At 35.3% G+C, this 18,495-nt stretch carries 14 protein-coding genes; 5 read left to right on the top strand and 9 right to left on the bottom strand.

The annotated features are described in order from the left end of the window. Window positions 1-13: 13 nt before the first annotated feature. Window positions 14-529 (bottom strand): hypothetical protein, encoded by a 516-nt coding sequence (locus tag ACE939_RS00640; RefSeq protein ID WP_378186839.1) that lies wholly within the window; start codon window positions 527-529, stop codon window positions 14-16. An 865-nt stretch (window positions 530-1,394) separates the two neighbouring features. Here ACE939_RS00640 and ACE939_RS00635 point away from each other — a divergent pair. The 3 genes from ACE939_RS00635 to ACE939_RS00625 all read left to right on the top strand — a co-directional run bounded on the left by ACE939_RS00635 (window position 1,395) and on the right by ACE939_RS00625 (window position 4,190). Beyond that, window positions 1,395-1,580, top strand: a complete 186-nt coding sequence (locus ACE939_RS00635) for a hypothetical protein (RefSeq protein WP_378186838.1) — start codon at window positions 1,395-1,397, stop codon at window positions 1,578-1,580. A gap of 893 nt (window positions 1,581-2,473) precedes the next feature. After that, entirely contained in the window at window positions 2,474-2,659 is a 186-nt protein-coding gene (locus ACE939_RS00630; RefSeq protein ID WP_378186837.1) for a hypothetical protein, read from the top strand. 796 nt (window positions 2,660-3,455) lie between these two features. Next, window positions 3,456-4,190 carry a DUF6261 family protein gene (locus ACE939_RS00625; RefSeq protein ID WP_378186836.1) on the top strand — a complete coding sequence of 245 codons (735 nt, stop codon included), beginning with the start codon at window positions 3,456-3,458 and terminating at the stop codon, window positions 4,188-4,190. Between the two features lie 129 nt (window positions 4,191-4,319). Here the strand turns inward: ACE939_RS00625 and ACE939_RS00620 are convergent, their stop codons facing one another. The 8 genes from ACE939_RS00620 to ACE939_RS00585 form a co-directional block, all read right to left on the bottom strand. Continuing rightward, window positions 4,320-5,102 carry an NERD domain-containing protein gene (locus tag ACE939_RS00620; protein ID WP_378186835.1) on the bottom strand — a complete coding sequence of 261 codons (783 nt, stop codon included), beginning with the start codon at window positions 5,100-5,102 and terminating at the stop codon, window positions 4,320-4,322. Between the two features lie 172 nt (window positions 5,103-5,274). Continuing rightward, window positions 5,275-5,613 carry a hypothetical protein gene (locus ACE939_RS00615; RefSeq protein WP_378186834.1) on the bottom strand — a complete coding sequence of 113 codons (339 nt, stop codon included), beginning with the start codon at window positions 5,611-5,613 and terminating at the stop codon, window positions 5,275-5,277. 286 nt (window positions 5,614-5,899) lie between these two features. Continuing rightward, window positions 5,900-6,574: a DUF805 domain-containing protein gene (locus tag ACE939_RS00610; RefSeq protein WP_378186833.1), complete on the bottom strand. Its 675-nt coding sequence runs from the start codon at window positions 6,572-6,574 to the stop codon at window positions 5,900-5,902. A 382-nt stretch (window positions 6,575-6,956) separates the two neighbouring features. Further along, window positions 6,957-8,246: a phenylacetate--CoA ligase family protein gene (locus tag ACE939_RS00605; RefSeq protein WP_378186832.1), complete on the bottom strand. Its 1,290-nt coding sequence runs from the start codon at window positions 8,244-8,246 to the stop codon at window positions 6,957-6,959. Window positions 8,247-8,248: 2 nt separating this feature from the next. Next, a complete protein-coding gene (locus tag ACE939_RS00600; RefSeq protein ID WP_378186831.1) occupies window positions 8,249-9,913 on the bottom strand; it encodes a C45 family autoproteolytic acyltransferase/hydolase in 1,665 nt (554 codons plus the stop codon). Continuing rightward, complete coding sequence (locus ACE939_RS00595) at window positions 9,910-11,457, bottom strand: phytoene desaturase family protein (protein WP_378186830.1); 1,548 nt, start codon at window positions 11,455-11,457, stop codon at window positions 9,910-9,912. The genes ACE939_RS00600 and ACE939_RS00595 overlap by 4 nt, the downstream gene beginning before the upstream one ends. Further along, complete coding sequence (locus tag ACE939_RS00590; RefSeq protein WP_378186829.1) at window positions 11,454-15,134, bottom strand: MMPL family transporter; 3,681 nt, start codon at window positions 15,132-15,134, stop codon at window positions 11,454-11,456. The genes ACE939_RS00595 and ACE939_RS00590 overlap by 4 nt, the downstream gene beginning before the upstream one ends. After that, window positions 15,127-16,335 carry a DUF2062 domain-containing protein gene (locus tag ACE939_RS00585; RefSeq protein ID WP_378186828.1) on the bottom strand — a complete coding sequence of 403 codons (1,209 nt, stop codon included), beginning with the start codon at window positions 16,333-16,335 and terminating at the stop codon, window positions 15,127-15,129. Before ACE939_RS00585 ends, ACE939_RS00590 begins: the two co-directional genes overlap by 8 nt. 261 nt (window positions 16,336-16,596) lie before the next feature. Between ACE939_RS00585 and ACE939_RS00580 the strand changes: the two genes are divergently transcribed. Together ACE939_RS00580 and ACE939_RS00575 are read left to right on the top strand one after the other, a co-directional pair. Beyond that, entirely contained in the window at window positions 16,597-18,060 is a 1,464-nt protein-coding gene (locus ACE939_RS00580; protein ID WP_378186827.1) for a potassium/proton antiporter, read from the top strand. A 70-nt stretch (window positions 18,061-18,130) separates the two neighbouring features. After that, entirely contained in the window at window positions 18,131-18,331 is a 201-nt protein-coding gene (locus tag ACE939_RS00575) for a hypothetical protein (RefSeq protein ID WP_378186826.1), read from the top strand. Window positions 18,332-18,495 lie beyond the last annotated feature (164 nt).

Here is an 18,495-nt window from a genome sequence, read left to right as displayed (position 1 = left end):
GGTATTGAGCTCACTAAAAATGGTTTTCGTTTAAGTCTTTTGCCAAACTGGCTACTTTCAATTTTTTATTAGTCATTAAATAATCTACATCTGCACGATTATCAATCATCAACTGTCTATGATAATAGTTGATATGTTCCAAGACGCCAAACACATTTGCACAAATTGCCCAGTTCATTAAGTTTTCTGATACGATTGTCCAGGCATTGATATATAGTTGAACTAGCAGTATTAAAGGAATGAGCGCTATTAGATAGCCATTGATAGTCTTGGCTTTCTTAAAAAGATCAATGTTGTACTGTTGATCAAAAGGTTTTTTTAATAAACGATATAGCTTCAGTTTCCAGTAATGTTGCCCTTGGATAAGAACAAAAATGATTATCCCTAACCCATAGAGCAAGAAAACTACATCTGCTACTGCATTATTATAAAGGATATAGAGTAAAATTACAGGAAAGGTAACAAATGCATGAAATCTTTCTAAGGGATAATAACTTTTTAAACGTTTAATTAGTTGTTGCTTTCCCATAGTTCATTTCTATTTAAGCTGATGCTGTATCCAAAGTTTTTTTAAATATAGTAATCAGTCTATCTTATATGTCTCTAAGTAGGTTTATATGTTACAGTTATAACTTGTTTACATCTAGAATACTTCACCTACAAAGTAAACTAGCATACTTACTACTGTAGTTCTTTATATAGTATACGATCATTATTACCAATTTGCTTGAGTACTTAATACATAAACGCACTAAGGGTATTGCGATTCTTACCATATTATAGAGATTCACACTTAAGTGCTTTTACAATTAGAACTAAAAGTCCTTTTTATCGATCCTATATAGGCTATGAGTGATCCAATAAACTGCATAATGCTATCTTATCGCGATCAAATGTTGATCAAAACAGGTAATAACTACCGGCAATACAATCTCAAATACTTTAAAAATCAACCTTAAACGATAGTTTTTTCAATCAAAAAAGAGGCTATAATTTGCCGACTCCTAAACCAACTATATAAAAACCTACTAGTACTAATCAATTCACTGATTTACATTGACAAATACGTAGTAAAATGATCTAATCAATAGAAATATCGCAAAAAAGAGCGAAAAAAAGCCTGTAAAGTTAATTTATTGTTAATTTCAACCTGTTTCGTTAACAAATCTTAAATGCGAAGTTCTCAGCAGTATGTTAAATTTGATAGCGATTCTTCAAAAGTCCTCTTGCAAGGGTTGATTACTCCTTTGTAGTTTGCTTAAAAATTTTGTGAACATCTCAGTCATAGTAAACATCGCAACGATACTACCCGCTTGAAACACTGTTTTTTCAACTAGTATTTTTTATAGATTTGCCCCAGAATTTTATAAAACCCAAACTATTAAAATTTAATTATGATGATCAAAAACTTATCAATCTTAATCGCTACAGCATTTTTATTCATCGCATGTGAATCAGAATCTATCGAAGAAGCAACATCAACTGCAACTACAGAAAAAGAAGAAACTACAACCGAAGACGATAACGATTTAGAAGTTATCGACGGTCTTAAAAAGGACGATAAAGAAGTAGAAAGGTAAGCTAGACTAATTTAAGATAGTTTGAGTCAACCTTTAGATTAAAGAGACCTATTTAATATAAAAGGGAGTTCATTAAGAACTCCCTTTTTTTTATGCCTTATTTTAACATCTATAACCATACCCATATTGCAATCTAGCTACGCATTTGTTTACGCTATGTTTTTTGAACTAGCACACTTACTACTATAGTTCTTTATATAGTATACGATCATTATTACCAATTTATTTGAGTACTTAATACATATACGCACTAAGAGTATTGCGATTCTTACCATATTATAGAGATTCACACTTAAGTGCTTTTACAATTAGAACTAGAAGTCCTTTTTATCGATCCTATATAGGCTATGAGTGATCCAATAAACTGCATAATTCTATCTTATCGCGATCAAATGTTGATCAAAACAGGTAATAACTACTGGCAATACAATCTCAAATACTTCAAAAATCAACCTTAAACGATAGTTTTTTCTATCAAAAAAGAGGCTATAATTTGCCGACTCCTAAACCAACTATATAAAAACCTACTAGTACTAATCAATTCACTGATTTACATTGACAAATACGTAGTAAAATCATCTAATCAATAGAAATATCGTAAAAAAGAACGAAAAAAAGCCTGTAAAGTTAATTTATTGTTAATTTAAACCTGTTTCGTTAACAAATCCTAAATGCGAAGTTCTCAGCAGTATGTTAAAATTGATAGCGATTCTTCAAAAGTCCTCTTGCAAGGGTTGATTACTCCTTTGTAGTTTGCTTAAAAATTTTGTGAACATCTCAGTCATTGTAAACATCGCAACGATACTACCCGCTTGAAACACTGTTTTTTCAACTAGTATTTTTTATAGATTTGCCCCAGAATTTTATAAAACCCAAATTATTAAAATTTAATTATGATGATCAAAAACTTATCAATCTTAATCGCTACAGCATTTTTATTCATCGCATGTGAATCAGAATCTATCGAAGAAGCAACATCAACTGCAACTACAGAAAAAGAAGAAACTACAACCGAAGACGATAACGATTTAGAAATTATCGATGGTCTTAAAAAGGACGATAAAGAAGTAGAAAGGTAAGCTAGACTAATTTAAGATAGTTTGAGTCAACCTTTAGATTAAAGAGACCTAATTTAATATAAAAGGGAGTTCATTAAGAACTCCCTTTTTTTATGCCTTATTTTAAAACCTATAACCAACTACTAAGTCATAATCTAGTGAGGTTTTGGTTTAAGAAATGTTCTTTATAATTGTAATATTCAAAAGATAAAACCTCCTCTGACTTATCAAAACTAACCGTTAAAAAAATTTACACTTAATCGACAAACCCAGTGATAGTATGATCCGCAAGTGATGTAAAGCCATTTCGCAATAGAACGAAACCGTCCGCAACCGATGTAAAGCCATTTCGCAATAGAACGAAACCATCCGCAACCGATGTAACGCCCTTTGTAATAGAACGAAACCATCCGCAACCAATGTAACGCCCTTTACAATAGAACGAAACCATCAGCAAACAATGTAACGCCCTTTGCAATAGAACGAAACCATCCGCAACCGATGTAAAGCCCTTCGCAATAGAACGAAACCGTCCGCAACCGATGTAAAGCCCTTTGCAATAGAACGAAACCATCCGCAACCAATGTAACGCCCTTTGCAATAGAACGAAACCGTCCGCAACCGATGTAATACTCTCTGAAATAAAACGAAACCATTAGCAACCAATGGTTATTGAAAAATCTTGGATACTTTAAATCAACACGCTAAAATTAAATTTTAAAATATTTATAATTATTTATAATTTAGATGCTTACCGTCGTTTAACACCTATTTGGTGTTTATAAATGACATAGTTTAATTCTTAAAACCTAATTGTATGAACACACCTTATTTTAGTAGGTATCGGCATGCCGAATTTTTACAGTATTTATTTGATGTAACCAATCTACTCAACAAACAAGACCTTGCAGCCTTAAAGCTTGAAGAACCAAAAACAGCTTTGGAAACAGCCATCCAAAAAATTGACAAGGCATTCAAACAGGCTCAGGGGAGCAAGATTACACAAGACATCATTGAGATGGATGAGCGTCGAGATCGTGCCATTACGGGATTGCGAACTCTTCTCGAAGGCTATAAATATCATTATGACGAGCAACTATCTAATGCAGCAAAAGCACTACTGGATACTATTGCAATCTATGGTTCCAATATACAACGCCTCAGTTACCAAGAAGAGACTGCAGTAATCAATAGTTTGGTCAAGGACTGGGAGGATAACGAGGTATATGTAAATGCAGCTATAGATCTAAAACTATGGGATTGGATTAAGGAACTTAAAGAGAGTAATGAGCTGTTCTCTCAAAAATACCTAGATCGTGTGAGTGATAACGCTGCCCGTACACCAGCCGATATACCTCAATTACGAACAGTGGCGATTGATGCATATCGCACACTAATCAACCACATAACTGCACATGCAACTTTAGAAGATACGCAAGCGTATGACATATTATTAAACGAGCTGGATATTCTTGCAAAAAACTATAACCAAACGGTTGATAATCGCACCTCCTCTGCGACAGATCCCGATACTTCTAATGAAGTGTCATAATCTAGCGTATTTAATAATCTATAATAAGCCATCGCAACTATAATTTGGATCAATAAAGATCGAGTTTGGATTGGGTGGTTTATTTGTTTTTAAAGTAGTTTATTGGTATTGGCCGCAGACTAGCAGTTGTTAGTTGAAAAAACTTTTTTTCTTCATTGTAAATCTACATTTTGGGAAATTAGTGCAGCCGTAAAATTTTCCGTATTTTCCTTTTCTTACAACAAGTTTATTATTACAAGATGGACAGCGTAATGCTTTTTTACGCTTTTTTCTTGTAATAAGATGTTTTCTCACGTAATTCTTATGATTTCTACTTACACCCTTCTTTTTAATTGCAGCCTCCTCTAATCGGCTAACTATTTTCTCTACCTGTTCTATGCTCAAATTTGGAGTAGTGTATTTTTTAATAGTTCTCAATAGTTTACTTCTATAAATTACAGGTGTATTGGTATATACATTTTTCAATTTCCCTTTGCCTACAAAAACGATTATTGAATGATATTGAACCTGATTGAACTCAGACAATGCTTTTTTCAAAAAATATATATGTCCTAAATTTTGCTTTATGGGATTTCTAAATCGTTGCTTCTTTTTGTAAAAAGTTTGTTTCCAGTATTCAGAATGTTCATTTCCATGAATCCAACCATTATAGTTTTTGGTTTCTATGACAAAAATACCGTAGACCGATACAACTATATGGTCAATCTGTGTGCTTCTATTATTTACGTTTAGGTAAATATCATTAATAGTCTTATATCTGTCTCTATTCAACCTGCGTAAACGCCACGCAACACCATATTCCCCAAGTATCCCCTTAATTCTAGGATAAAAGGCTTTGTAAATTAAAACGCCAATGGCATTAAGAATAATTAGATACAATATGAGTAATGATTCAGTTTCCAACTTGATCATTTTATAAGATTATTAGACACATAAAAATTTTACCGAACAAGACTTACCAATGGTCGCTACCGCTGGTCTGTGACCAGTGACGTCAAGGAGTGTCCAGTCCTAAAAAATAACCATCACTATCAATTTTTAAAATAGGGTGATCATCCTGATAATTTCTAGCACTGCTATATTTTCAATCTACGGCATCAGTTACGAAACCTGATACAACAGGGTTGTTATGAATATAAGCTATCTTTTGCTGTATGACACTATTTGTCCAGAACTCAACAGGTTGATTATGATGTTGCCAAAATTGTATCTTACAAACCGATGCGTTTTTAGCTCCAACTTTTTCAATCATCCATAGTAACCATTCTTTTCTACTCTCTTGAGGATTTTCTTGTACAGCTTCTATAAGTTTCTTAGCTGTATGTTTTTTAAAATCCTGAATTAATCCTTTTGGGTTCTCATCACCTGATCGAAATACGAAATGTACATGACTTGGCATAAAACAATATGCATACACCTCCATACTTTTATACTTTCTGCAATACGCTATACTAGCTGCTAATATCGAGAAATATAGCATTCTTGTAAATACATCAATCCAGTATACCGTAGCAAAACTTACAAAGACAGTCCAGAAGGGTTATGAAATTTATAATTTCTACTCATAGTGCATCAACTATCGTATTGATTAATATTAAGAATATCGCCACTGGTCACGTACGAACGGTAACTGTAATCTTGCTATTACATTGTAATGTGGTCTACTTAAATTTAGAATCCTTTTTCAGGATACTATTCAAAAGTCTTAGCTATGCTAAAAATCTTTCTACAATGCCATAAAGTTCTATCAATATATATATTCCGCCTAAAACGAACATAACTATCTTTTTTGACTTATCCTTGACCACAAATGCTAATACGATTGGAATACAACCCCATATAATTGATGAAAAAGAACTAATTAAATGGTACGCATTAGAAGAATAGAAATCCATATTGAATCGCATTATAAACTTCCAAAATAAAGCAGACACCACTAACCATATAACTACTCCTAATAAAATAGTATCGGTAGAGTCTGCCCTTACATTGGTATTTGTTGATATGATTTCTCCTTCTTGCAACATCTTAGGATTTTCGCCATACTCGTTTGTTTTGGGTTCACTATCGGTAACTAAAAGAACCAACAACCATATCGTACCCACGACAGGAATTAGACTAATGAAAATCATCCACCCACTTTTACCGACATCATGCAATCTTCTGACCGTAATAGCTAGCCCTGGTATAAAAACAATTAGAGCATATAAAATATAGAGGGGTCCATAACCTATATCATAAAGAGTAATCCCAAATAAATTATCTAAAGTCAACGCCATAAAAGCAAAAATCATATTAAAAAGTCCGAAAAACCAATACTCTTTTCTTCTAGCTCTTCCTTTAAAATCTGCGTATTGTTTAAACGCTTTTAAATACCAATTCATAAAACAAACTTTTAGTTAATAAACTTTATACCGTATGACGACAATAATACGCGAGCCGACCGTGCCTAATTTAATATAATTTTAAGAAAAATGATCCTGTTTCAATTTAATTCGAGAAGTTTTGGTGAAATACGCTTAAGATTAGTACACTGTTTAGCTATTTTTTCACTTTGAAGATAAAGATTATTCATTTTTTGTTATGAGATAGTGTCATCCCTAATCTGTGACTTGTGATGTACTAATAAAGTCCAGTAATTATCTTAGAGAAACTAAGCTTGTAATTAATTGCACTATAAACAAGATACCACAAAAACATCCTTTACAAGCATTGTGTAATCGGTCGTTTGCTTTACGATACATAAGAAAGATTATTTTTATCAAACTACCCTCTTCTCGAATCAATAAACGTAATCGGTTTACGACTCATTTCGGGAAATTTCATAGCTTTTAGCGTTGCCATAGGTTGCAATACTAGATCGGGTACCACTCGTAGATTGGCTCTAAAATGCTCTTTTAAGGCTTTACAGTCTGCAGCGCTTAAGGTGTCTGACACATGAATCAAAAGCTTATCCGTTTCTAGTTCGTTGGTGACAACTTCGATCACATATACCAACACGTCTTTAAAACTAGTCAATACCTCAACCACACTTTGTGGATATAGTGTCGTACCTTTATATTTAATCATATGTTTTTTACGACCCAGTACCGGACTTAGCCGCATAGTGGTTCGACCACAGCTACAGGGTTCTTTATGAGCGCGTACCATGTCGCCAGTTGTATAGCGTACCAGAGGCATAGCTTGCACCCCAAGGGTTGTGATTACCAACTCCCCTACTTCGCCATCTTGTACCGCCTTACCGTGCTCATCCAGAATTTCGGTGATAATCAAATCCGGATGGTGATGGCCGCCATTATGTGCAGTACACTCGGTAAAAGCGGTACTCATCTCGGTAGATGCATAGGTTGAGTACAACGCTATATCCCATTTCTCTTTGATTTTGGTTCCCAGCGTATTCAGTTCAAAATTTTGATCCCGCAGGGGTTCGCCAATACAAATCGCAGCTTTTACTGACGAGGCGTTATAATCAATACCATGCGTCTCGGCATACGCAATCAATTTCAATAAAAACGACGGTACCACAATTAAATAGGTTGATTGAAAACGATGTATCGAATCCCACTGTAACTCTGGTATTCCCGATCCCACGCGCACCATGGCCGCACCCAACTTACGGGTACCCAAAAAATACGCCAATCCTGCCATAAAACGACGATCCAAAGTGGTTGTTAACTGTACTACATCTGCTTTGGTCACCCCAGCAATAGCAAACGATCTAGATTCGTTTTCGGTAAGACGATCCAGATCCTGATCGGTTAATGCAAAAGTAACGGGCTTACCCAATGTACCCGATGTAGTAACATAATCGACAATCTCAGTTTTGGGCACACATAAAAAATCATCATTAAATGCCTGTAAGTCTTCTTTGGTCGTTATTGGCAGCTGTTTCAAATCGTTGACTGTGGTGATTTGATCTACAGCTATTTTGTTCTTGGCAAACAGCCGTTGATAGTAAGGAGAATGAGCCTGCACATACTGCAATAATGCCGTAAGCTTCTCATTTTGTACGGCTGCAGTCTGGGCAACCAAGTGTTGTTGATTTTTCATAAGCATACTTACAATTTACGGTAGCTTTTTTTAATATAACTCTGTAGCATTTTACTATCGGGCAGTGTAGTTACCTCACAACGCAATGCTTTTTTAAAAGCAATAATGGCAGCTTTATATGCTTTATGATTATAATAGTACCTCCCTACCGTATAATGGGTTATCCAGTAATCAGGATTAAGACGTACAAAGGTTTGTAGCTCATCCTCGGGAATCGCTGCTCCAGTTGCTAGTAAGTTTTCGATACGACGCAGTGCCGTTCGAAAGACTTCGTAATCTCTGTATGCTTTAGTATTTACAAAAGGATCTTTGGCAATAAGTAATGCTTCGTTGGCTACACTACTCCAATCCTGCTGTGAGCTCAATTTTTCAAACACAGTAGTTAAATCATATCCTACAAAGGCACCAAGTTGGTACGGGTTACTTGAAAGCCAAACTTGTAATGACTCTGGTTTAAAAACAATGCCGTGAAATGCTAACAATTGATTGAGTGCTTTTTCATTACCATAACCAATTGATGTATCTCCCAATCCTTTACGATCTCTTAATATAGCAACGCCATTCTCTGGAGTCAATTTTTCTTTTTGATTAAGTAGTTCGGTCATACGTTGATAACGATATAAGGAGTGACTCTCTGCAATTGCCTTTTGGTTGCGTTGATCTGTAAAAAATGGTTCACTTTGAAAGTGATTTGAACATACCAATTGGCTCTCATTAGTGACTTCGTACACTCCCAAATTGTGCGGAGCCACCTCAATCAATATCGCTTTTTTATCCAAAGCGCTTCCTACCATTATAGATTCTGAAACAAAAACCTCTCGTTTTTTGGCAATTGCTATGGCCTCATCAAGCGTCGAAGCATACTGAAGGATTTCTCTAGTTACGATTGAAATTGGCGTTTTTGCCATTAACGGAATTTTAGATTTTCCTGCATTGATCGTCACCGTGAGTCCTTTATCGTTCATCCCTGATACAGCACCCATCATTCCTGCCCAGCCATACATCATAAATTGGTGCCCTTTATCGGGTTTCATAAACACCACCATTTTTTCTTTGGCAAAATCATCCCCTGCATAAAAATCAAAATTACGTCCAAGCAATAACTCTCCGTCGGCAGTTCGCTCGTTCCATGCTGCAAACGAGGTGCACCCTACCAACATTAAATCTTGTAATGCATGCCCTATATCGTGCGCGCCGTGTGCGTAGAGCATGCGTACATAAGGTTCTGCAAACGTATCGTACTCCTTAGATCCAAAACGAGAAAGTCCGTAAATTTCTTGCTTATACTCTTCGGGTACATGCAAATGTAACTTTCGATTGTACCAGGCTACTAGCTTACTTAGAAACTTTAAATACCCAGCCGATGGTACCAGTTCGGTTACTTTGCCTATAAAAGCAGCTTCTTGTATCTTGATAAGCTCTCTGGATAGACTGCCAGCAGCAAGACCACGTTCGAGTGGAGTACCCTCTAAATAAAGCTCCCAGATACCGTATTCATTTTTGCGAAGACTATTATTATTAAGCCTAAAGGTTGAATCATTGATCTTAATTCGTGCTGTATCAACCGTAGCTAGACCTGTAAGATCTGGGCGTGCAGAAAGAGATTTTTTTACCCCACAACTGCACAATAGATAGAGAAACACAAAACATACTATGACCCAAGACTTTTTCATTGTGCTGCACGTTGTTTTTCTTTGTCATCAAGGGTTGATGTAATACGATTAAGTAAATAGTCTTTACCCAACAACTCGCCGCAGGTAACAACTGCACTTATGGTTACCCCAAGTACCCCGTGCATATTAAGACCTTGACCTGTAAATAAAAGATTTGGTATTTTGGTTCTAGGTGAAAGAAATGATTTCATTGGACTCTCGGCATCCTTTGCAAAGCCATACATCGATCCCTCATAACAACCAATATAGTCCCGATACGATAAGGGCGTCGAGGTATGGATGGATTGAATACATGCTCGAATCGTCGGAAATTTTTTTTCAATTTCTTTAAGATACGCTTCGATCTTACGCTGTTTAAAAGCTTCATAATCTTCGCCCCGATCATTTTTAACCGCAACCGTATTAAAGGTATCCTCCCAAGGCTTGGTTTCTTCGTACCGCATATATGCAATTGATGTAAGATTATCTGCATAGCCTGGGTGTTTACGATCTTCGTTCATCGAGATCAAATAAGCTTCTGGCCAACACTCCTGTGTATAGTTTTGTGTGGTCCAAACTTTGTCGATCGCCTGTGTATGATAATAATTATAATTTACATACGGAAAAGTACCTGGTTTGAATACCAAATACAGACTGAAAGAGGAAATGATACTTTCTGTATTCTGTATACGATTATAATATATATTTCTAAAACGATCCTTACCAATAATCTGAAGGGTTAATTTGGGATCTACATTCGAAATAAAGGTATCCCCATAAAAAACATCTCCTTTGGTCGTAGTTACCGATACCAACGTACTATCTTCAAAATTAAAAGCATTCACTTCTTGATATTTGTGAATGACTCCACCCAAATTACGAAGTTTTTTGACAAGAAGTTTGGCTATCTGGCTTCCGCCATTGATACAGCGCCAAGCACTTTCTATGTACGAGTTAACCGATAAGGCATGTACATAAAATGGAGTTTTATCAGGGTCGCCTGCGTACAACAAGTTAGAACCAGCCAAAACAGCACGCAACGTTTTGTTGTCTGTAACAGAATCGATAAAATCTTTCGCCTTGAGCGTTAACAAATCCTCTCCATAATATCGATCCCCTAATTGTAAATTATACAAAGGAAAGTTGTAACAGGTATCTCGCACCTTATCAATGTATTTTTTGATACCTTCTTTTTCGTCGGGAAAATAATTTGCGAGTTGGATCACAAAATTATCATATCCTTGCGCATGTGGATACTCGATTGTACTGCCATCGAATGAAATCCGATCGTATCCATCTAGATCCATTTGTCTAACCTTAAGATCCTCCATAATATCTAGATAATCAAAATAACGATATAAGTTTTGACCTTTGGCTAGACCGCCTATATAATGGATTCCTGTATCAAAAATGCTCTTATCTCGTACAAAGGTTTGCAGGTTACCTCCAAACTGGTTATTTTTTTCGAGAACACATACCTTTTTCCCTTCGCGAGCGAGAATATTTGCAGAGACTAGTCCGCCTAAACCACTTCCTATAATAATAATATCAAATCTTTCTTTCATGTATCGTTTCGTTTCCAGATAGTATATGGTCCTTCGAGTATACAGTCAAAATTTGCGATCAAATAAGGAGCAATACGCGTTTTACCTTTGCCTGCAAATATGAACGTTATAGCTGTATCATTAACAATTGTATGAATCATAGCCTGATCAACGGTATCTGCATCTAACAAAAATACATTTATTTTGGAGGGAATAGTATTCTCTGAATTTATAAACCGTATAGCATTGCGCTTTGCTGCATAACATCCTTGTGCTATTGCAACAGCTTCCTGCGTAGCCAACATACCTACAAGGCTTGCATTGGGCTTCTTATAACTAAGATATATTGGTAAAGCTCCATAAGCATCAGAAAAAATTAAAATTGAAGCATTGGATGGAATATGTTTTGCCACCACATACCAATTTTTTAATTGTGCTCTTACAACCTGCTTAACCTCGGCAAAGCAAGTTTTATATCGATAATTAGTAAGTACGTGTCGTTTAAAATAATGTATTCCCTCAACTTCTTCCTGTACTGCACTAAACGCCTCCTTAAAATAACTGCTAATCTTTTTTGTACGTTGTGCATACCCTACTCCAAAACTCGAATCATCAAAGCGTATTCTCGGCAATATTTTGGCAGTCAATTTGCCATCGCTAATAATGAAATCTCCTTTTGGTGAGATATGTGTTGCACCATGCAATACCACCGGTACAATATCCAGTTCTAATTGTTCTGCCAAGTAAAAAGACCCTTTGTGAAAACGGCTCATCTTTGCTGTATTGGTTCTAGAACCTTCGGGAAACGCAATAAGTGAATAACCTTGTGCAACTTTTGTGCGTAAGTGTTCTACACCGCCCTCAATCCCCGAAGACACTGGATAAAATCCAGCCAAACGCACCGCTTTACCAAATATTGGTGATGTATAAACCCAATCCTTAACCAGATAAATCAGATCTTCATGCAACATACCTACCGTAAGGATATCTAGAAAAGAAGAGTGGTTGGCAATGATGATACATTGTTTTTTAAACGTTTCTCCCGTAGAATTAAGTATTTTTTTTTGAATGAAGGGATTAGAATATAAAACAGATGCCATCATCTTTGAAACAATGCGATGAAAAACTCGCATTTTTTTCTTCTTTGACACTGGGAACCACGGTATAATAAGACTGCTAAGTATTGATATAATAAACCCGCCTGCTATAAAATAGCCAAAACTAAATAACGACAGGATTGTTTGACGCAATTGCAATGGTGGCAATCCATTAGTAGCTCTGCGTGTGATACATAATTTAAACAACAATGGCTGTATGGTAAAGGCTACTATGACTGCAGTAAAAATACCAATCAATGAGACTATTGAGATGGAACGTAATGCTGGATGCTTGGCAAAAATTAAAACTCCGATTCCTAGTATCGTAGTAATAACCGAAAGTAAAATTGATGTCTTATACGTGGGTAGCTCACGAGATCCATAGGTATATTCTTTGACCAAGCCATTGGTAATAAATATGCTATAATCCACACCCAACCCAAAAATAAATGTGGAGATAATTACATTAAATATATTAAAATTAATCCCCAACAATTGCATGATTCCTAACGTAATCACCCAAGTAATCGCTATGGGTATGGTAGTAAGTAACACCAGCATTGGATCACGATAGAATAGCAAAAGTAAGCCAATCACAGCAACCAAAGAGTAACCGATAAGCGTATTAAAATCGTTTTTAAGAGATCCCAATAATTTTTCATTAAGCTGCTTACGGTCAATAATTAAGGTATTAGGAACTTTATGCAGAGCTGCATACAGTTGCGCTGTTTGCTGATCTGCTACTTTGATTGCAGACATAACAGTTGCAAAATCTCGCTCATGTGTAACAAACTCGTTAAGATATAACTGGTCTATTTCCTGATATCGCGAATATAAAATAGGCTCAATAGAACGGCTCAATAAGGTTTCAAAATCATTAAATACTGATGGCTTAAAACCATAGATAGCACCTTCTGACTTTAGTAAATTTATTAGTTTATCTCTTTTTTGTGGAGTCCAAAACGTTTGCCATTGAGTAATTTTATCTTGTTGTGCTTCTTTAGACAAAACCACACCACCAACAGAGCTGTAATTCAAAATAGAGTGCTCCTGCTTATTTGCTTCTAATACTTTGTATAATGCGTTATTTGCATTTAATGCTGTATTTAATGAATTACCATAAGAAACTACATAAATCGTTTTAGCTTTATTGTTGTTAATTCGATCCAAATTCTGCTCGGCCGCTACTAGCTCTGCCGGTCGATAATTCATCTGATTAAGATCGGTATCAAACCCTACTTTATGAAATAAGAAGATGCCAACAATCAATACTAATAAAACACAAATTATTAGAGGTTTATAACGATCAAACCGTAGGGCCGAAAAACGGTCTAATAGTGTTTCACGCTGTTGTGATTTTTCAGAAAATCGATATACCTGCGGAATAAAAATTAAAGCAAATATTGAAGCTCCAATTACACTTATTGCTGCAAAAACCCCAAGGTCATTAAGTGCTTCAGACTTTACGAAAACTAAACATAAAAATGCTACTGCCGTCGTAAGACTGCTCATAATAACTGGCAAGGCAACGTCTTTGTAAAGTGCTTGTATATTTTGATTGTTTCTGTAATGTGTAAGAATATGAAGAGAATAGTCTAAGGTAATACCAAGCAATACCGATCCAATCCCCAAAGAAATAGCAGAAATCTTACCTTTGATAAGATAAAGCATCGCGATGGCTAGTATTGCTCCAAATAGTGTAGGAGTAAATATGATTAAAGGTATAGTGAGCTTGCGGTAAAAAGCAATTAATATAATCAACAAAATAGTCATCGCTATCCCTATTGTAAGCTGTATGTCCTTTTTAATTTGTTTTGCATTGGCAACGGCATATAAGGTCGAGCCAAATAGTACCGCACTTGTTTTATGGACTGCAAATTGTGCATTAACGTGTTTCGTTAATTCTTGAAGTCTTTCTACAAAAAAGGTATTTTCACCTGTTTCATTTGCAGCAAGCGCTGGTGTTAAAAAAAGGAGCAAATTTTGATGATCCTTGGTAATCAAAAAGCCATTGTGTAGCATATAATTATCTCCCAATTGCAATTGTGTGAGTTTCTTAAGTGCTATCGGTGTTAAGGATAAAGGATCTTTTACAATGAACTTTTTGGTGACAATACCTGCGGGAGATAATAAAGCCTTATAATTATTTGTAATACGTTGTGCTATCGAATCTTGATTTAATAAATCCTCAATAGTTTCATAATCTTTTTTATCTAAAAAGAAGGGAAGATGCTCATATACAAAGTTATAAAGTTGCATCACATTATTCTCGGGTACTTTTCCTTGAATTGTCTGTATATAAGTTGAAACCTTGGCATTAAGACTATCGATATAAGTTTCGGCAAACTGTGTTAATGCGTCTGCATTTTTATCTTCGCTTTTGATAGTGACCACTATTTTATCAGAAAAAGATACCGTCTCTAAAACCTTTTTTGTGACTGTAGAGGTATCGCTATCGGGCAATAATTTAGTGATATCTTCTTCAAAACCAATACGAGTTGCTAACAATGTAACCCCTAGTATCAAACTTACAAGTATCGGCCAAGCCCAAAGTTTGTTGTTTGTAAACCTATGATAAATTGATATAAAAAATTTATGCATCTCTTGGTTTCTGTTTCGATTTAGTAATGCTAAAATACAAATAGGAAAGCCCTCCTAAAAGGAAAGAAGATAAAGTTGCTAAAATAAAACTTCCAAGTATATATTGCGTGAATCCTTGTACCACATCTGATGTTGTCCCTATCCTATCGATGTTCAAGGTAAGGTCCATAGGACGACCTGTAGCCAACAAACCTAGTTGCACACTAGCATATACGATAAATGGAATCATAGGAGGAACACTTATATTAGAACAAATAAAAGCAATAGTTCGGTTGAGCTTTAATAGAGTAGCCATGGCCATTACAAGAAGAGTCTGGAATCCCCAAAACGGTGCTATTCCGATAAAAATTCCCAATGCTATGGCTGCAGATTTTTTAAAGGGCGAGTCTGTGTTTTTTAAAAGATCCTCCTGTATAAAACGACTAACCCCTTTTTTTTCAAAGCGTTGAAACATCCTTTTGGGTCCATACCAAAGTATGGTTAGTGTAAATAACCACGTATTAAGTAAACTAATTCGACTAAAGTCTTGAAAGGGTCTAAAGTGTGAAACTCGTTCTTTCGCATCATACAAAACACGAATGGGTAGGTTCTTGACCTCAACACCGCGCCACGCTAATTTTACAATAACTTCGATCTCTAATTCGAATTTGGTTGTATATAAGCGTAATTTATTAATCGCTTTTAAAGGATATAGTCTAAACCCTGATTGCGTATCAGTAAGTTTATTACCTGTTTCTACATAAAACCAAAAATTAGAAAACTTATTACCAAAACTGCTTTTTCCTGGTACCGAAGGGTCATCCATTTTGCGAGAACCAATAAGAAGCAATTCCTTATTTGAACTGTGATTTTCTAAAGCTTCTATAAACAAAGGTATATCACTTGGATAATGTTGTCCATCGCTATCGATAGTAATCGCATACTCAAAACCCAGTTCAATAGCTTTATGGAAACCTTTCCGAAGTGCTACTCCTTTTCCTTTATTTTTAGATAAAGTAAGTATCGTACATCGCTTTTTGTAACGATCTAAAATTTGTTTAGTAGTATCTGTAGCCCCATCGTTAATTACTATTAATCGATCTGTATATGCAAGTATCCCCTGAAGTACTCTCTCTAGGGTTTTTGCATTATTATACGTTGGTACAATAACACAACAATGCTGCATATCAAAACGTTGATTATATATAGGTACTACAGTCACGTATTTCTTATTTGTTGGGGTTACGCAAAAATAGAATTTTATTTAAGATAGCGAGTGATTGTACTAGAGTTTTACTCGCTTGATAATCATATGCATTTTTGCTGAAAAATTTATTGTATACTCGTATATGACTAAAGTGTAGCTATACTAAATACAGTCTTCACAAAACACACTTAAATTTTATAAACAAAAACAGTTTAAATTGCTAGGCGCTGCATTTCATTTGTATTTTTGTTTCTAATAAACTATACCCTTGTATTTATGAGCTTAACAATCGAAAATATTCTTTTAATCGGTTCTCTATTATTATTCATAAGTATTGTTGCTGGTAAAACATCGTATCGATTTGGCGTACCCACGTTAATACTCTTCTTGTTAATTGGTATGCTAGCTGGCTCAGATGGATTGGCTAATATCCAGTTTGATGATCCTCAACTTGCTCAATTTATTGGTATTGTTTCACTCAATTTTATACTTTTTTCTGGAGGTTTAGATACTAGTTGGCCAGCCGTAAAACCTGTATTATGGAAAGGCCTGAGCTTATCAACGGTTGGTGTTCTACTAACAGCACTCATACTAGGAACATTTGTATGGTGGGTTACAGATTTTACTATTTATGAAAGTATGTTATTAGGATCTATCGTTTCTTCTACTGATGCGGCGGCTGTTTTTTCGATCTTACGTTCAAAAAGTTTAGCTCTTAAGGTCAATTTACGTCCTACACTTGAACTAGAAAGTGGTAGTAATGATCCCATGGCTTATGTACTTACTATTGGTTTTTTGGCTGTAGTAGTAAATCAAGAATTAAGTGTAATATCTATTATTCCTTTATTTCTACAGCAAATGATTTTGGGAGGTTTGTTGGGATTTGCATTCGGAAAATTAAGTAAATACGTTAATAATACAATCAATCTTGACTTTGAAGGCCTGTATCCCGTTTTGGTTATAGCTCTTATGTTTATTACCTTCTCGGCTACAGAATTTGTAGGTGGCAATGGATTTCTAGCTATTTATATTTGTGCCGTATATCTAGGAAATCAAGACCTAATTCACAAGAAAACGATTTTAAAGATGTTTGATGGACTAGCATGGTTAATGCAGATTGTGCTTTTTTTGACATTGGGATTATTAGTTTTTCCTTCAGAAATTTTACCAGTGATGGGTATTGGCTTACTTATATCGGTATTTCTCATACTTGTTGCTCGTCCATTAAGTGTGTTTATTAGTTTGCTTCCGTTTCGAATGAAATTACGTCGTCGTTTTTATATTTCATGGGTAGGCCTGCGGGGTGCTGTACCTATCGTATTTGCGACCTATCCATTGTTGGCAGGTATTGATAAAGCCGATATGATATTTAATATTGTTTTCTTTATTGCGATTACTTCTGTACTGATCCAAGGAACTACCTTATCTCTTGTTGCAAAATGGTTACATGTAGCTATTCCAGAAAAAGTAAAGCCATTAGCTCCCACAGAAGCATTTTTATCAGAGCTTCCAAAAACGGCTATGCAAGAAATTAGCATTCAGAAAGATTGGTGGGCGGTGAATAAAAAGATTGTCGAATTAGCTTTTCCAACAACTGCGATTATCGCCATGATCAAACGAGGACAAAGTTATATAACTCCAAATGGATCTACCATTATTGAAGCGGATGATGTTTTAATCATATTGTCGGATTCAAAGCTAGCTGTTGAGAAAATTTATGGCGTATTGGAAAATGAATAGTAGCAAAATTTTAACATTTGATTAGCTATCCTCGTTATAATTCAATCTATTACTCTGTTACCTTTGCTTGGTGAATGCTTTTTATAAAATTATCGGAATTACCGTACTCCTATCGCTTTATCTCTTATCAACATTAGGGACAGAGATGTATGGTAATGAGTTTTCTGATAAGCTAGCTGTAGAGCATACTTCAAATCAATCGAGTTATTATACCTCATCCAACGAAACTACTAACTCTAAAGCACAAAAAACCGAAGTTGTTCGAGTATAATTAGAAGTAACTAGCGTTTTTACCAAGAACCTTCCTTTTACGAAATTTATAACAAGCAATACATCACAACAGAAATCTAACCAACTTACCTACATAAGTTATCTTCGATTCTCAAAAAGCTTAGTCATAAGTTTTAAAAAAACAGATCTTATTTATCCTTTTCA

Origin of the sequence: Aquimarina rhodophyticola (assembly GCF_042434915.1) — a bacterium.
Taxonomy (GTDB): Bacteria; Bacteroidota; Bacteroidia; order Flavobacteriales; family Flavobacteriaceae; genus Aquimarina.
This window is presented reverse-complemented; position numbering and strand designations above follow the sequence as displayed.

Bases quoted from the DNA above. Each gene is read 5' to 3' on its own strand.
- ACE939_RS00600 (WP_378186831.1), bottom strand. From the start codon at position 9,913: ATGAAAAAGTCTTGGGTCATAGTATGTTTTGTGTTTCTCTATCTATTG.
- ACE939_RS00635 (WP_378186838.1), top strand. From the start codon at position 1,395: ATGATGATCAAAAACTTATCAATCTTAATCGCTACAGCATTTTTATTC.
- ACE939_RS00615 (WP_378186834.1), bottom strand. From the start codon at position 5,613: ATGGAGGTGTATGCATATTGTTTTATGCCAAGTCATGTACATTTCGTA.
- ACE939_RS00620 (WP_378186835.1), bottom strand. From the start codon at position 5,102: ATGATCAAGTTGGAAACTGAATCATTACTCATATTGTATCTAATTATT.
- ACE939_RS00640 (WP_378186839.1), bottom strand. From the start codon at position 529: ATGGGAAAGCAACAACTAATTAAACGTTTAAAAAGTTATTATCCCTTA.
- ACE939_RS00625 (WP_378186836.1), top strand. From the start codon at position 3,456: ATGAACACACCTTATTTTAGTAGGTATCGGCATGCCGAATTTTTACAG.
- ACE939_RS00605 (WP_378186832.1), bottom strand. From the start codon at position 8,246: ATGCTTATGAAAAATCAACAACACTTGGTTGCCCAGACTGCAGCCGTA.
- ACE939_RS00580 (WP_378186827.1), top strand. From the start codon at position 16,597: ATGAGCTTAACAATCGAAAATATTCTTTTAATCGGTTCTCTATTATTA.
- ACE939_RS00610 (WP_378186833.1), bottom strand. From the start codon at position 6,574: ATGAATTGGTATTTAAAAGCGTTTAAACAATACGCAGATTTTAAAGGA.
- ACE939_RS00630 (WP_378186837.1), top strand. From the start codon at position 2,474: ATGATGATCAAAAACTTATCAATCTTAATCGCTACAGCATTTTTATTC.
- ACE939_RS00590 (WP_378186829.1), bottom strand. From the start codon at position 15,134: ATGCATAAATTTTTTATATCAATTTATCATAGGTTTACAAACAACAAA.
- ACE939_RS00595 (WP_378186830.1), bottom strand. From the start codon at position 11,457: ATGAAAGAAAGATTTGATATTATTATTATAGGAAGTGGTTTAGGCGGA.